This is a genomic window from Gordonia mangrovi (assembly GCF_024734075.1).
GTDB classification, from domain to species: domain Bacteria; phylum Actinomycetota; class Actinomycetes; order Mycobacteriales; family Mycobacteriaceae; genus Gordonia; species Gordonia mangrovi.
Window position 1 is genome coordinate 2,924,629 of sequence record NZ_CP102850.1, and the last position, 15,440, is coordinate 2,940,068.

At 69.3% G+C, this 15,440-nt stretch carries 10 protein-coding genes; 7 read left to right on the forward strand and 3 right to left on the reverse strand.

Features of this window, described 5'->3' with window-relative positions; translation table 11 throughout:
- Positions 1 to 21: 21 nt before the first annotated feature.
- On the reverse strand, positions 22 to 1,701 hold the full coding sequence (locus NWF22_RS13245) for a (2,3-dihydroxybenzoyl)adenylate synthase (protein ID WP_160902121.1): 1,680 nt from the start codon (positions 1,699 to 1,701) through the stop codon (positions 22 to 24).
- Entirely contained in the window at positions 1,694 to 1,984 is a 291-nt protein-coding gene (locus tag NWF22_RS13250; protein ID WP_160902122.1) for a hypothetical protein, read from the reverse strand. The genes NWF22_RS13245 and NWF22_RS13250 overlap by 8 nt, the downstream gene beginning before the upstream one ends.
- A 126-nt stretch (positions 1,985 to 2,110) precedes the next feature.
- On the opposite strand from NWF22_RS13250, the gene NWF22_RS13255 reads away from it, so the two are divergent.
- From NWF22_RS13255 to NWF22_RS13265, 3 genes are read left to right on the forward strand one after another with little or no spacing between them, the layout of a single operon-like run.
- Positions 2,111 to 3,451 carry a salicylate synthase gene (locus NWF22_RS13255; RefSeq protein WP_160902123.1) on the forward strand — a complete coding sequence of 447 codons (1,341 nt, stop codon included), beginning with the start codon at positions 2,111 to 2,113 and terminating at the stop codon, positions 3,449 to 3,451.
- Positions 3,448 to 7,020 carry a non-ribosomal peptide synthetase gene (locus NWF22_RS13260; protein WP_233751062.1) on the forward strand — a complete coding sequence of 1,191 codons (3,573 nt, stop codon included), beginning with the start codon at positions 3,448 to 3,450 and terminating at the stop codon, positions 7,018 to 7,020. The genes NWF22_RS13255 and NWF22_RS13260 overlap by 4 nt, the downstream gene beginning before the upstream one ends.
- The gene (locus tag NWF22_RS13265; RefSeq protein WP_160902124.1) at positions 7,017 to 8,327 is read left to right on the forward strand and encodes a SidA/IucD/PvdA family monooxygenase; all 1,311 of its coding nucleotides are present in this window, start codon (positions 7,017 to 7,019) and stop codon (positions 8,325 to 8,327) included. The genes NWF22_RS13260 and NWF22_RS13265 overlap by 4 nt, the downstream gene beginning before the upstream one ends.
- Before the next feature lie 10 nt (positions 8,328 to 8,337).
- Here the strand turns inward: NWF22_RS13265 and NWF22_RS13270 are convergent, their stop codons facing one another.
- Complete coding sequence (locus NWF22_RS13270) at positions 8,338 to 8,979, reverse strand: GNAT family N-acetyltransferase (protein ID WP_160902220.1); 642 nt, start codon at positions 8,977 to 8,979, stop codon at positions 8,338 to 8,340.
- Between the two features lie 65 nt (positions 8,980 to 9,044).
- Between NWF22_RS13270 and NWF22_RS13275 the strand changes: the two genes are divergently transcribed.
- Genes NWF22_RS13275 through NWF22_RS13290 form a run of 4 tightly spaced genes read left to right on the forward strand, consistent with a single transcriptional unit; the run spans position 9,045 to position 15,440 of the window.
- Positions 9,045 to 9,839, forward strand: a complete 795-nt coding sequence (locus NWF22_RS13275) for a thioesterase II family protein (protein ID WP_160902125.1) — start codon at positions 9,045 to 9,047, stop codon at positions 9,837 to 9,839.
- On the forward strand, positions 9,836 to 11,155 hold the full coding sequence (locus NWF22_RS13280) for a beta-ketoacyl [acyl carrier protein] synthase domain-containing protein (protein ID WP_160902126.1): 1,320 nt from the start codon (positions 9,836 to 9,838) through the stop codon (positions 11,153 to 11,155). The genes NWF22_RS13275 and NWF22_RS13280 overlap by 4 nt, the downstream gene beginning before the upstream one ends.
- Positions 11,156 to 11,180: 25 nt before the next feature.
- Positions 11,181 to 14,459, forward strand: a complete 3,279-nt coding sequence (gene nbtC / locus NWF22_RS13285; protein ID WP_258321135.1) for a nocobactin polyketide synthase NbtC — start codon at positions 11,181 to 11,183, stop codon at positions 14,457 to 14,459.
- A gap of 60 nt (positions 14,460 to 14,519) precedes the next feature.
- Entirely contained in the window at positions 14,520 to 15,440 is a 921-nt protein-coding gene (locus tag NWF22_RS13290; protein ID WP_160902128.1) for an MTB12 C-terminal domain-containing protein, read from the forward strand.

The window sequence follows — 15,440 nt, forward strand, 5'->3', positions numbered from 1 at the left end:
AGCGCTGAGAATCGGGTCCGGTCACGCCGGGCGCATGGCACCCAGGGCTTCGCGGACCTGGGCTTTGTCGATCTTCCCGACAGCGGTAACCGGCAGCGACGCCGCGATGACGAGCTGATCGGGCACCTTGAACGACGCCAGGCCGCGCTCGCCCAGGAAGCTGCGGATCTCCGGAAGCGACAGTTCCCGGCCGTGGGGATGATCATGTGACAGCACCACGACCGCGCAGATCTTCTCGCCCAACGACTCGTCGGGGAGGCCGATCACCGCGGCCGCGCGGATCGACTCGTGTGCGAGGAGGTTCTCCTCCACGTCGTCGGCGGCGACGTTCTCGCCGGCCCGCACGATCGTGTCCTTGATGCGGCCGGTCACCGCGACGTGGCCTGATGGCAGCCGGCGTACCCGGTCACCGGACCGGTAGAACCCGTCCGGGGTGAACGAGCGGGCGTTGTGCTCGTCGGCGCGGTAGTAACCGCGGATGGTGTAGGGACCGCGCACCAGCAGTTCTCCGTCGGTGCCGTCGGGCACATCGGCACCGTGCTCATCGACCACCCGCACCTCGTCGAACTCCGACATCGGCGAGCCCTGGACGGCGTGCACCAGCTCGCGCGGGTCGTCGAGGCGGGTGTAGCAGATCAGACCCTCGGCCATTCCGAACACCTGCTGCACCACATCGCCGAGGGCGTCGTCGAGGGCCACGGCGTCCGGTTCGGCCAGTTTGGCGCCGCCGACCTGCAGTAGGCGCAGACTGCTGATGTCGGCGGATTCCCACTCGGTGGCCGCGCACCAGACCTGGGCCAGTGCCGGCACGAGTGCGGTCACGGTGACCCGGTACTGCTCGATCAGGTCGAACGTGTTGTCCGGGCTGGGGTTGTCGGTGACGACGGTGTGCCCGCCGACGGTCATGACGCCGAGCATCCCGGGGCAGCACAGTGGGAAATTGTGAGCTCCCGGCAGCGCGACCAGATACGTGTCATCCGCGGTCAGCTCGGCCACCTCGGCGGAGCGGCGGGCGTTGTACGCATAGTCGTTGTGGCTTCGCGCGATGAGTTTCGGCAGTCCGGTGGTGCCGCCGGAGATGAGGAACAATGCCGGCGCGTCCGGGTCGGTGTCCGCGGGTGACGGCAGCTCGGCTGGCGCCGGATCGGCGTCGGGCAGCGCGGCGAAGTCACCCGGGTCACCGTCGACGAACACCGTCCGGACGCTGTCGACGCGGCGCTGCAACTCGGTGGCCAGCTCGCGGTGGTCGTAGCCGCGGCGACCGTCCTCGGTGATGTAGGCGACCGCACCCGAGCCGTCGGCGAGATGGGCGATCTCGCTGATCCGATGTGCCGGCAGGGTCATCACCGGCACGATTCCGGCGCGCAGCAGGCCGAAGAACGTGACCGCAAAGGCTGCCGAGTTGTTCAGCTGCAGGATCACCCGCTGGCCGGGCCGCAGCCCCGCGTGGACGAAGCCGCCGGCGCGCCGCGCCACCGCCGCCGACAGCTCCCGGTAGGTGAGGGTGCGTTGGTCGTCGCTCGAGGCGTCGGTGATTGCCGGTGCGTCCGGCCGGCGTTGCGCGGACTGCTCGACCAGCTGCCACAGCGGTTGCTCGTCGAACAGACCGGCCCGTCGGTACCGCTCGGCAAGGACGTCGGGATGCGGGCGGAAGCCGGTCCGCAGGTCCTCCGGGTCGGGCGGCCGGACGTGATCATGCACGGGGCGCGCCGTCGGGCTCGGTGGTTGATGTCCGGTGCGTGCTCGGCTCTGGGGATTCACTGGATGGTGCTGCTCCGCTGGGTTGTGTTGCGCCGGGTTGTGCTGCACCGATGTCGATGACGCTCGGTTGCGGTGGGGGAGGGCTCTCGCGGCTGTCGGCGATGACCAGGCCGATCAACACGAGAGCCACCGCGAACGCGGAGATCACCGCGGCGACGCCGGCGGCGGCGATCACCACGGGGATGTTCACCCGACGCCACCACGACGATCTCCGAGTACCCATGTGTGTATTCAAACACACTTGTAAGGTCAGCCTTACCGATGTCAGGCTAGGCTGCGCTCAACCATCGTTTAGGCTTACCTAACGAAGGTTGTCAGGAATCGGGGTTTGTGCGAGGAGGGCTCGGTCATGTCGATTGCCGTCGAGGCGACCGCAGGGGGTGCGGCCGAGGGGACTTCTCGGCCCGTGAACGCAGCTCGAGTGTGTGCCGCCTGGGCCGCATCCGACACGTTCGACGAATACGTGGTCTACGAGAACGAGGATCGGTGGGTGTTCGCCGGGGGTGTGCGTGCCCGACTGGTACTCACGCGCCGGGGTGTCGAACTGATCCACGGCTCCACGCGCCGCATGACCGAGTGGTCACAGGACCCTGCGCAGGCGATTGCGGAGTCCCTGGCATCGTTGCCCGACCCCGACTGGCGTGTCTACGGCTGGGTCGGATTCGATTTCTGCGCGGCATACCACGGCCTGCTCCAGCATGTCCCCGACGATGCCGAGCTGGCCCATCTGATCGTGCCCGAACACGAGGTGGTCATCGACGCCGACGGCATCGAGACCGGCGACCTCGATCCGGCGCTCGCGGCTCGGCTGTTCGCGATCGCTGCGGAGGCGGGCGAACCCGCCCCAGCCACACCCGTCCGGGTCGTCGACGACCCGGACGACTACCGCGGTCGGGTGGCCCGCGCCGTGGCCGAGATCGGTCGCGGCGACTATCAGAAGGTCATCCTGTCGCGACGCGTCGATGTCCCCTTCGACATCGACATGCCGGACACCTTCGTCCGAGGGCGTGAGGCGGGCGACCCGGCGCGGTCCTATCTGTTGCGACTGGGTGCGCTGTCGGCCGCCGGGTTCAGTCCCGAACTCGTCGTGGCCACTCGACCAGACGGTCATGTGGTCACCGAACCCCTCGCCGGCACACGGGCATTCGGCCGTGGCCGGGCACTCGATTCGGTGGCGAGGGCCGAGTTGCTGGCCGACCCGAAGGAGATCGCCGAGCACGCCATGTCGGTGCGGGCATGCTTCGACGAGATCGCATCCATCGCCCGCCCGGGGACCACCTCGGTGAGTGAGTACATGGTCATCCGCGAACGCGGCAGCGTGCAGCACCTGGCGTCGACCGTGGAGGGCGAGATGTCCCGGGAGGCCGACCCGTGGCGGGCGCTGTCGGTGTTGTTCCCGTCCATCACCGCCTCCGGAATACCGAAGTCGCCGGCGCTCGACGCCATCTATCGGCTGGAGCCCGACCGTCGCGGCCTCTACTCGGGTGCGGTGGTCACCGCATCGTCGGCGGGCGACCTCGAGGCCACCCTGGCGTTGCGGACGATTTTCGCGAACGCGGCGGGAGCGTGGCTGCGGGCCGGGGCAGGCATTGTGGCCCAGTCGAATCCGGCACGCGAGTTCGAAGAGACCTGCGAGAAGCTCGACAGTGTCGCGCCGTTCGTGGTGCGGCGCGGGGAGGACGGCCGATGAGCGAGGCGATGCGTGCGCGCGACGAGGTCAAGGACGCCATCGCCGACGCGCTGGGAATTCCATGCGACGAGATCGGTGACGATGCGGACCTCATCTCCCTGGGGCTGGACTCGATCCGGATGATGAAGATCGCCGGCGGTTGGCGTAAGCGCGGACACCGACTCAACTTCGCTCAACTCGCCGCCGAGCCGACCGTCGATGCGTGGGCCAGAATGCTCGAGACCACTGCACCTCCCGCCGACGGAACCCGGGATCCCGCCGACGGAACCCGGAATCCCGCCGACGGAACCCGGAATCCCGCCGAGAGCACCGTGGAGTCGGCCGAGGAAGCGTTCCCCCTCGCCCCGATGCAGCATGCGTACTGGATCGGCCGTACCGAAGCCGCCGACCTCGGCGGGGTGGCCGCACACCTGTACGTCGAGTTCGACGGTGCCGGACTCGACGCCGAGCAGTTGCGCACCGCCGCCGATCGGCTCGTGCAGCGCCACCCGATGCTCCGGGCGCGGTTCCTTCCCGACGGCACTCAGCAGATACTCGATCGCCCCGGCCGAGACCCGTTCACCGTCAGCGATCTCCGCACACACTCGGCGGCAGCGATCGACCGCGAACTCGATGCCATCCGTGACGCCAAGAGCCATCAGATGCTGGACGTGGCCGCCGGCCAGGTGTTCGACCTCACCTTGACCCTGCTGCCGGAAGGCCGGCACCGGCTGCATTTCGACATCGACATGCTCGCCGCGGATGCGATGAGCTACCGGATGCTGCTCGCCGACCTGGTGGCACTGTACGACGGACAGGCCCAACCCGCGGCCGAGGTCACCTACCGCGACTACCTCACCTACCGCGCCGAACACCCGGACCCGAACCACGACCGGGACCGTCGCTGGTGGTCGGAGCGGCTCGACGAGCTGCCGTCCGGACCGGCCCTACCCAGCCGTACCGAGGCCGTCGGCGATGCCACCGGCAGTCGTGCGCAGGATTCGAACCGGGTGGTGCGCCATCATCATTGGTTCGACGCGACAGCCAAGGAAACGCTGCTGCGCGCCGCGCACGAGCGTGGGGTGACGCCGGCGGTCGCGTTGGCCGCGGTGTTCGCCGCCACCATCGGTGCGTGGTCGAGCGAGGACCGATTCCTGCTCAACGTCCCGCTCTTCCATCGCGAGCCGCTCCATCCCGAGATCGACCGGGTGTCCGGGGATTTCAGCTCCTCGATACTGGTCGACGTCGACGTGCGGCACACGCGATCGGTGCTTGACCTCACCCGCGAAATGCAGAAAACCATGCACGCCAACGGTTCACACGCCAGCTATGGCGCCTTGGAAGTCCTGCGCGACCTGGGCCGCACCCGCGGCGAGCAGGTCCTGGCCCCGGTGGTGTACACGAGCGCACTGGGTCTCGGTGAACTGTTCTCGAAGGGGGTATTGAGCCGTCTCGGCGAGCCGTCCTGGATCGTGTCGCAGGGGCCGCAGGTGACACTCGACGCGCAAGTGACCGAGGTGCGTGGCGGACTGTTGCTCAACTGGGACGTCCGGGCCTCGGCGTTTCCGCCGGGGGTGGTGGAAGCCATGTTCGAGCAGTACATCTCGGCCATCGAGCGACTGACCGACGGTGACGCCGGATGGCTGGCCACCGCCGCCCCCGCCCTGCCCGAACCGCAACGCGATGTGCGGCGACGGGTCAACGACACCACCGCGCCGACCAGCGGTCGGGTGCTGCACCAGGAGTTCTTCGCCCGGGCGATCGCCGAACCCGAACGCACCGCGCTGATCTGGCGCGACGGCCGACTGACCTACGGAGAGCTGGCCGCCCACGCGCTCGCGGTGGCCGGCGCCCTCCGCGACGCGGGTGTGCTGCCCGGCGATGCGGTCGGCGTGCAGATCCCCAAAGGTCCCGACCAGGTGATCGCGACGCTCGGGGTGTTCGCCGCCGCGGCGATCTGGGTGCCGATCGGTCACGACCAGCCGGCCGCGCGCCGCACGACGATCCTGACCACCGGCGACATCCGGGTGCTCGTCGGCTCCGACGGCGCACTCGACGCCCTGCCCGATGGCGTCGTCGGCGTCGATCTCGCGCGGGCGCGTGCACACCGTGCGCCCCTCACCCAGGCCGTGCTTCCCGACCCGGAGGCGGTCGCCTACATCTTGTTCACCTCCGGCTCGACCGGCACACCCAAGGGCGTCGAGGTGCCCCATCGGGCCGCGATGAACACCATCGACGACATCAACGACCGCTTCGAGGTCGGCCCGGACGACCGCTCGCTGACCGTGGCCGCACTCGAATTCGACATCTCCGTCTACGACATCTTCGGCCTCTACAGCGCCGGCGGTGCCGTGGTCGCGATCGACGCCGACGCCGCACGTGATCCGGCGGCGTGGCTGGCCATGCTGCGGACACACCGCGCGTCGATCCTCACCTGCGTCCCCAGCGCGTTGGACATGCTGCTGACCGTCGCCGAGGCAGACGATGCCGGGCTCGGCGACTCGCTGCGTGCCGCACTGCTCGGTGGGGATTGGGTCGGCGTGGACCTGCCCCGCCGCCTGCACGCGCTGGCCCCCGGCGTCCGTTTCGCCGGCCTGGGCGGCGCCACCGAGATCGCCATCCACGGCACCGTGTGCGAGGTCGTCGATCCGCCGGCGCACTGGACATCGGTGCCGTTCGGGACACCGTTGCGCAATGTGGTGTGTCGCGTGGTCGACTCGGCCGGCCGCGACTGCCCGGACTGGGTCACCGGCGAACTGTGGGTCGGCGGAGCCGGCGTGGCGCGCGGATACCGCAACGACCCGCAGCGCACCGCCGAACGATTTCTCGAACGCGACGGGCAGCGGTGGTACCGCACCGGCGATCTGGCGCGGTTTTGGCCCGACGGCACGATCGAATTCCTCGGCCGGGCCGATCATCAGGTCAAGATCCGCGGGTTCCGGGTCGAACTCGGCGAGGTCGAGGGCGCCCTGCGGTCCGTCGACGGTGTGCGTCACGCCGTCGCGACGGTACTCACCGCGCCCGGTGGTACCCGGTCCCTGGCCGCGGCGATCACCGCCGACGACACCACGTCGATGCTGCCGACCGCCGCGACGGTCACCAACGCACTGCGGGATTTGTTGCCCGCCTACATGATCCCTTCCACCATCGAGGTGCTCGATGGGCTTCCGCTGACCGGTAACGGCAAACTCGACCGCACCGCGATCGCGGCGGTGTTCGACGGCGCCGGACCAGGCAGCGATGACCGGGTGGAACCGGCCGACGACCTGGAGCGGGCGCTGTTGGCGATCATCGTCGAGGTGCTCGACGCCGACCCGGACCGGATCTGCGTGACCGACGACTTCTTCGCGGTCGGCGGCGACTCGGTTCTCGCCACCGCCGTGGTGGCCCGCGCCCGGGAATGGCTCGACGCCCCACAGATCGGTGTGATCGACATCTTCACCGCCCGCACGGTGCGCGAACTCGCACTCCGCGTCGACGCCGCCGACGAGCAACCCGGCCGCCTCTATCAGGTGGCGGCGATCTACCTCGAGGTCGCGGCGATGGACGCCGCCGAACTCGCCGACGCGGTGACCGGAGCGCACTCATGACCGGCACCCCGGAGCTGCTGCTCGTCGTCGGCGCCGGCCCGAAGGCGATCGCCGTGGCTGCCAAGGCGAAGGTCATGCGCGATCTCGGGTTGCCCGCTCCCCACGTTCGAGTGGTGGAATCGCATGCGGTGGGAGCGAACTGGCAATCCATCGGCGGCTGGACCGACGGGCGCCACCGGCTCGGCACCGGACCCGAGAAGGACATCGGCTTCCCCTACCGGTCCACGGTCACCGGTCGCACCCCGCACAGCGACCTCAACGCCGAGATCAGTCGGCGCATGCAGAACTACAGCTGGATGTCGTTTCTGGTGGAACACCAGACCTACGCCGAATGGATCGACCGCGGCCGGCCCAACCCGCACCACCATGTGTGGGCGCGCTACCTGCAGTGGGTGGCCACCCGGATCGACCTCGACGTGACCATCGGCACCGTGCGGTCGATCTCCGCCGACGACGAGCAGTGGAGCCTGCAGATCACGACGGCCGACGGGGGGAGCACCGAGGTCGTCGGCGACGCGCTCATGATCACCGGCCCCGGATCCAGCGACACGGCACTGCTCGACGACGAGCATGTGCTGTCGGTCGCGGCGTTCTGGGACCGGGTCTCGCGCCGCGACCTACCGGTCGCATCGCGTGCCGCGGTGATCGGTGGCGGCGAGACCGCCGGTTCCGCCCTGGACGAACTCGCCCGTCATGAGGTCATGTCGATCTCGGTGATCTCGCCCGGCGCCACGATCTACACGCGCGGCGAAAGCTATTTCGAGAACGCGATGTTCAGCGATCCAACCGGTTGGGCAGCCATCTCGCCGCAAGAACGACGCGACGTGATCCGGCGGACCGACCGGGGTGTGTTCTCGGTGAGTGTGCAGGAGAACCTGTTGGGTGACAGCCGCATTCACCATCTGCAGGGGCGTGTGGTGGCCGCGCGGCGGGTCGGCGAGCAGATCGCGGTGACCTTGCACAACGAGGGGCGCACCCCACAGACGCTCACCTTCGATCTCGTCGTCGACGCGACCGGTGGTCAGCCCCTGTGGTTCCTCGACCTGTTCAGCGACGATGCCGCGGATCTGCTCGAGCTCACCCTCGGCTGGCCACCCACCCTCGACCGCATCGAGTCGGCGATCGGGCACGACCTCGCCGTCACCGGTCTGACGCCGAAACTGTTCCTGCCCAACCTCGCCGGCTTCGCGCAGGGGCCGGGTTTCCCCAACCTGAGTTCACTCGGGGAGCTGTCCAACCGCGTGCTACGCATCACCGAGCGGCAAGGCCGCGGCGCACGCGCCGCAGCCCTGAGCGAGGAACGCTGACATGGCCGGACTACAACTGCGGCACGTCATCCGGGGTCCGGCCCAGGATGTGCATGGCGATCCGCCGATCTGGTCGGACATCGAATTCGCCCACATCGATCCAGCCGTGCTTGGTCAGGGCACGGCGGATGGGCGCGTTCCCGGCAGCAGGGTCCAGAACGACACGGCGGCAACGCGGCTCGGTCTGGAAGATGGCCTGCGCCAGGTCGGCGAGCCACGCCGAGATCACACCCTGCCCGAGGAGCGCCGGGTCGGCGGTCGCGATGTGGAAGCCCATGTCGTGCGGGTCGGCCGGATACAGCCGCGCGATCTCGTCGCGCGCCGGACGGTACAAGTCCAGATACCCGACCTCGATGCCGTCCATCGTGATGATCAGCGGACGCGAGTAATCGCCCGCGAGGCGGTATGCCGAATCGGCCCGCCACCTCGATTCCGGCCACTCCTGCTCCCAGGTCTCCGCCAGATGCGGTCGCGTGAACCAGGACGCCAACATCGCCGGATCACCGCCGGTCGGATCCACCGCCCGCAACCGCAACCGGCCGGTCATCTCCGGTACCACCGGCGGACCCGCGGCGACCACATCCTCTCCGACATCGGTGATCTCGCGTCCGATGCGGTACTCATCGGACGATCCGGCATCGGCGGACTCCATCGCGGTCGGCTCCGTTCGTTCTCGAGTGGACATGCTGGCCAGGCTAACCCACACAGGAAGTTGATATGACGCAGAACCAGTCCGGCACCGCCCGCCCCGCCCTTGGCGCGCTGCGGCAGTTCCACCAACCGCTCCGGCCCGGCCTGCCACCGCTGCTCGTCTTCCCCCATGCCGGCGCGGGCGCATCGGCCTACCGAGCGCTGTCGGAACTGTTCAGCCGTGAGTTCACCGTGCTGATCATGCAGTATCCGGGACGGCAGGACCGGATGCGGGAACCGGCAGCCAGCACGCTCACCGATCTGGCCGACGAGGCCCATGCGGCATATCTCGCTCGCCCCGACGCGCATTCGCACCCGCTGACCGTCTTCGGACACAGCCTCGGGGCCATCGTCGCGTTCGAATTTGTTCGTCGCGCCGAGGTTTCCGCGGTGCCGATCGCGGGACTTGTGGTGTCGGCGGCCACCGCACCGAGCAAGGTCGCCGATCTCCCGCCGCACCCGACCGACGACGACGGACTGATGGCACACCTCTCGGCGCTGGAGGGAACCGGCGGAGCGGTGATGGGCAGCGATGCCGTCATGCGGATGGCATTGCCGGTACTCCGGTCCGACTACCAGGCATTCGACGCCTATAGTGCGACCACCGACGCCCGCATCGCTGCGCCGATCACGGTGCTCGGCGGCGCCGACGACCCGGTGATCCGTCCACACGACCTGCACAGCTGGACCCAGCACGCCGACGATGTCACGGTCAGCGTGCTCGACGGCGGGCACTTCTACCTCGACGCCAACGACGCGGAGATCCTCGAGGTGCTCGTCGAGACCCGCGACGCAGCCGTACACCGGGTGGGCCACCGATGAACACCGCCGAACCCGTCGTCATCGCCGGCATGGCGGTGGAGGCCCCGGGCGGCATCGAGACACCCGAGGAGTACTTCGCAGCGCTCGCGGACGGTGTGGAACTCATCGAGCCGTTCCCGCGGGACCGCGATTGGCCGGTCGACCAGGTGCTCGCCCTCGGTGCCCTCGACGGTTGGGGCGAGGTCTCCGACGCCGGTGGATTCCTGAGCGGCGCAGCCGACTTCGACCCGCTGTTCTTCGGTGTGAGTCCCCGAGAGGCCGTCGCCATGGACCCGCAGCAACGCGTCGCGATGCGGGTGGCCTGGCGGGCGTTGGAGAACACCGGGATCAACCCAGCCGCATTGCGCGAACAGGAGGTCGGCGTCTACATGGGCGCGTCGATCGCCGAATACGGGCCACGCGCGGCCGCCGTCAACGAGTACTCCGGGCACCGCATCGCCGGTACCGCGCTGGGGGCGGTCGCGGGCCGGATCTCCCATGTCCTCGGCACGACCGGTCCGTCGATGACAGTCGACACCGCCTGCGCCTCGTCGTTGACCGCGCTCCACCTCGCAGCCAACGCCGTCCGTTCGGGGGAGTGCGAGTGGGCGCTGGCCGGCGGGGTGTGCGTGATGGGTTCGCCTGGCGCCTTCTTCGAATTCGCGAAGAACAACGGCCTCGCCACCGACGGGCACTGCCGTTCCTACAGCGCCGCCGCGACCGGCACGTTGTGGGGTGAGGGCGCCGGCGTGGTGGTCGTCGAACCAGAAGGCCGTGCGCGCCGGCTCGGGCACCGCATCTACGGCACCGTGCTCGGCACCCGGGTCAATCACAACGGTGGCGGCGGACCGATCGTGGTGCCCAACGCGCGGGCCCAGCAGCAACTGGTCGAGCGCACCATCGCGGCGGCGGGGGTGTGCCCGGCCGACATCGACCTGATCGAAGGCCACGGCACCGGCACCCCACTCGGCGACCCGATGGAACTCGAAGCGCTGCAGAACACCTACGGTGCCGCCCGGTCCGCCGAGCGCCCGGTCCTGCTCGGTTCGGTCAAATCCAATGCGGGACATGCGCAGGCTGCGGCCGGAATCCTCGGGCTCATCAAGGTGCTGCAGTGTGGCCGGCACGGCATGACCGTCCCGAGCCTGTACGCCGACGATCCCACCGACGCCATCGATTGGGGCCGCGGCGCGCTACGCCTGTCGACGACCACGCAACCATGGGAGCCACGCGGCGATCGACGCTACGCCGCGGTCTCGAGTTTCGGGGTGTCGGGAACCAACGCCCACGCCATCGTCTCGATGCCGGTCGCGGAGAGTGAGGCAGCACTTGTCTGAGCAGACCATGTCCGAAACATCCACCGTGACAGTGCCGTCCGTGGGCCCGAGGATGCCCGACGGACGGGTCCCGGTGCTGGTGAGCTCGGATGCATCCGAACTCGTCGCGGCCGAGGCGGCAGCGCTGCGCGACTACGTCCGGACCCATCCGACGGTTCCGGTGACCGCCGTCGCCGATCAGCTGCTGCGCACTCGGCCGGCCCGCCGGCATCGTGCGCTCGTCCTGGCCACCGACCCGCATCAGCTCGCCGACGCGTTGAGTGCCCTCGCCGACGGCCGGGCACATCCCGACGTGATTCGCGGGACCGGCGCGGCCACCGCCCGCCGGGTCGCGTACACCTTCCCCGGCCAGGGCAGTCAACGGCCCGGGATGGGACGCGGCTATCACATACTCTCCGAACCGTATCGGCGTGCGATACAGGAATGCCACACGCAGTCGATGCGGCTGTTCGGGACGTCCCCGCGCGACTACGTCCTCGGTGAGCTCGCGGACGACGATCCGGCCGCCACCGACGTCCGGGTGATCCAACCCGCCCTGTTCATGCAGATGGTGGGGCTCACCGCGATGTGGGATGCCGCCGGCGTGACGCCCGCACTCACCGTCGGACATTCGCAGGGCGAGATCGCGGCGGCGTACCGCAGCGGTGCGATGACCCTCTCAGACGCGCTGACGATCGTGACCATCCGGGCCCGACTCGTGCACGAGCTCTCCCCACGCGGGCACACCATGGCCGTCGTCGGCATCGACGTCGAGGAATGCGAGGACATGTTGGCCCGCCACTCGGGCTGGGCGCAGCTGTCGGTGGTCAACTCCGCGCACATCCTGTGTATCTCGGGCAAGCGGGACACGGTGCTCGAGATGGTGGAATCACTGACCGCCCAGGGCAAATTCGCTAAAGAGATCCGCGTCGAATACCCGGCGCACACCAGCGTGGTCAGCGAGTATCAGCCCGCCTTTCTCGATGCCCTCGGCACCTACCTGGAGCACGAGTCGATGTTGGCCGGCAGCCTGCCGTGCGTCGGAGCGACCCTCGGCGGCGCCGTCGACGACTCGATGTCGCTGGGCGACTACTGGTTCTGGAACCTACGCAACCGGGTGCGATTCGACAAGGCGATCAGCGACGCCGCCCTCACCCACGGCGCCGACCTCTTTGTCGAGATGTCCGAACACCCGACCTTGCTGCTCGCGATCGGCGAGACCGTGGCCGGCATCGGCGATGCGAGCACCGGACCTCGGCAGATCATCGGCACATCGCGTCGAGATGCCGACGGCCTGGCAGAATTCACCCGCAACGTCGCTGCGGTGGCCGTCGCGGACACCGGATTCCGGTGGGACGCCCTGACCGATGCCGGTGCGCACGCTGCGCCACATCCCCCGTTGGAGGGGTTCCCCAACACGGCGATGCGGCGTGTCCACCTGTGGGCCGATCGCGAATCCGGACTCGGCGACGACGTCAATGCGCCGGACTGGGCAGCCCGCCAGGTCGGTCGCACCGTCCATCGGATGCAGGTCGGGTGGCTTCCGCTCAAGCGCCGTAAGCTGCAGGCGCCGAGAAGGATCGCCGTTCTCGATCCCACCGGACAATGCGCCGACCTCGCTGCCGAGATATGCGCAGCGGCACCAGATCAGGGGGCCGTGGCCACCCTGATCGACCCCGCTGGATCGACGATTGGCGAACAGCATGGCGTAGCCGACCACGACACCGTGCTGCTGTTGACCGGGATGCCCGGCACCAAACCCGACGCCGCCGCCGACCACCTGGCGGCGGTCCTCGCCGACGGACGATGGCGGCCCGGTTCGGGACCACTCCCGGAGCAGTTCTGGTGGCTGACCGTCGACGGTGAGTTCGTGGACCGAACCACGACGGCGAATGCTGTCGAAACAAACAGTCCCACCGTGGATCTGGTTCAGGCTTCGATCAGTTCCGCACTGCGCTGCGCCGCCACCGAGTACCCCACCACCCGTTTCCGGCACCTCGACCTCGGCACCGAGGGGGATACCGCACTCGCCGACGGACGAGCAGCCGCCGTGGTGTCCGCATTGCATGTGGCAGCGGAACCGGAGATCGCCGTGCGGGGAAGCGAACTCTTCGTGAAACGGCTGATCCCGACCACACCCGACCAGACGGCCGCCACACCCGTGCGGCCCGACACCCCGCACGTGCTGATCACCGGCGGCACCGGCAAGCTCGGGCTGGAATTCTGCGAGTACTTCGCGTCCGGCGGCGCCGACCGCATCACTCTGGTCAGCCGATCGGGCGGCACCACCGAGGTGCGGCGCCGGATCGACGCAATGCGTCGACGCCACCACGCCGCGATCGACGTCGTCACCTGCGACATCGGTGACGAGGCCGCGATCGACGAGTTGGCGTCCCGGCTGCCCGAACCGGTCGGGTTGGTCCTGCATGCAGCCCTCGACTATGTGGCGGGGCCGATGGACACCATCTCCGCCGAGGACATCGGCGTCGCGATCCGGTCCAAGGTCGGCGGGGTCCGCAACGTCGTCCGGGCGATTACGCGTGCCGACGAGTTCGGTGTGTTGCTGTGCTCGTCGCTGGCCGCGACGCTCGGTGGGCGGGATCAGGCGCTCTACGCCATGGCCAACCGAATGGTCGATGTCACCGCGGCCGAACTACGGGCCGACGGGATCGCGGCGGCATCGGTGCAGTGGGGGTTGTGGCGCGTCCAGGGGCCGCTCGACGCCGAGGGCGTCGCCCGCGTGCAGGGTACGGGGGTCGTCCCGATGGCTCCGGGGGCCGCGATCGCGGCGGGACTCGCGGATCGATCCGCCGACAGCATCGTCCTCGCCGCCGATTGGGCCGAGTTGCGCGATCTCCTGGCGGTGCTGGGAACCCCGCAGATCCTGGCCGAGATCGACGACGCTGCCATGGCGTCGGCATCTGTCGCGGCGGCACACAACGCTGCTGTCTGCGACGCGTCGGCATCGCAGGGCTCTGCCTCCCGTGATGACCGGGCACACCCGGGCGTTGGTTCTGCAGTGGCCGACGCGGCATCGGCGCCGGTGCCACCTGCCGAGCCCGCTGCCCACGGCGCCGCAGGTCCCGACACCGACCGTGCCCAGCTGCTGCGCACCGAACTCGCGGCCGCGATGGGATTGTCGGCGGGCGACCTGGATCTCGACCCCGATCTACCCCTCGTCGCGCTCGGCCTGGACTCGTTGCAGGCCCTCGACCTTCGCAAGCGGGTGCAGGCCACGCTTGCACAGGACCTGCCGATCGAGGCGATTCTCGGCGGCGCGACGTTGCGGGAGGTCATCGCGCTGATGGGTGCTGACAGCCCGTAGTGGCGATGAAGTAAGGTGAGGCTAATGAAAGACCACGGGCCCAGTGAGGGGAGCGAGCCCATGTCGAGCGAGTACGACAACACCGAGACCGGACCGATCGGTGCACCGGCCTATTCGGCCGCGCCGGAACGGGGCGAGGCCGTCGCCGCCGACACCTCCGCCGACGAGGCCGACACCCCGGCCGATACCCCGGTCGGCGGGTCGTCCGGCGTCAGTTGGCCCACGGTGTTGGTGGCCGGTGGTGTCTCGGCGATCGTCTCCGCGTTGATCGTGACGATCGGTGTGGTGGGATTGCTGCTCTCCGACGTCGGGCAGGGCACGTCGGCCTCGTCCGCACAGCCCACCGTGGTCAACCTCGGATCCGCGCAGGGGCAGATGCCGCAGCAGGCGCCCACCGCGGGTGCACCCGCCTCGTCCGCGCCGCCGGCAGCCGCTCCGGCGAATCCGTCGATCGCGGCCGGCCCGAAGGGCGAGGTGCTCGGCCCGCCCGGTGAAGGCAGCAGCGCCGACCTGCCGACCGGTGGCGGCGCATCCGGTGGGGGGCTGGCGCCGGGCACGGTGCCGGAGGCTGCCGCACCGCAGACGACCCAGCCGACCACCGAGCAGACCACCCAGGCGACCACCGCATCGCGGGCGACGCCCACCGTCGGCCAGCTGCAGAACGACCTCGACGTTCTGGTCGGCGGCGGCTCCAACGCCCAGAAGGCGAAGCGATTGGAGGGTGGCCAGCGTGCGGTGAATCAGGCGCAGCCGATCGTGCTGCTGCTGCAGCGATTCAAGCCGCTCGGTTTCTCCTACAACGTGGTCGGACCGGTCACCGTGACCGGCAACACCGCCAAGGCGACGCTCGAACTGAAGTCCCCGGGCTACCAGCCGGCGACGATGCCGGTGTACTGGGTCTGGCAGGACGGTCAGTGGAAGCTGTCGAACCGCTCCATCTGTGACATCGGTTCCTACGCACAGATCCCCTGCAGCCTCTGA

Bases quoted from the DNA above. Each gene is read 5' to 3' on its own strand.
- NWF22_RS13250 (WP_160902122.1), bottom strand. From the start codon at position 1,984: ATGGGTACTCGGAGATCGTCGTGGTGGCGTCGGGTGAACATCCCCGTG.
- NWF22_RS13255 (WP_160902123.1), top strand. From the start codon at position 2,111: ATGTCGATTGCCGTCGAGGCGACCGCAGGGGGTGCGGCCGAGGGGACT.
- NWF22_RS13260 (WP_233751062.1), top strand. From the start codon at position 3,448: ATGAGCGAGGCGATGCGTGCGCGCGACGAGGTCAAGGACGCCATCGCC.
- NWF22_RS13265 (WP_160902124.1), top strand. From the start codon at position 7,017: ATGACCGGCACCCCGGAGCTGCTGCTCGTCGTCGGCGCCGGCCCGAAG.
- NWF22_RS13270 (WP_160902220.1), bottom strand. From the start codon at position 8,979: ATGGAGTCCGCCGATGCCGGATCGTCCGATGAGTACCGCATCGGACGC.
- NWF22_RS13275 (WP_160902125.1), top strand. From the start codon at position 9,045: ATGACGCAGAACCAGTCCGGCACCGCCCGCCCCGCCCTTGGCGCGCTG.
- NWF22_RS13280 (WP_160902126.1), top strand. From the start codon at position 9,836: ATGAACACCGCCGAACCCGTCGTCATCGCCGGCATGGCGGTGGAGGCC.
- NWF22_RS13290 (WP_160902128.1), top strand. From the start codon at position 14,520: ATGTCGAGCGAGTACGACAACACCGAGACCGGACCGATCGGTGCACCG.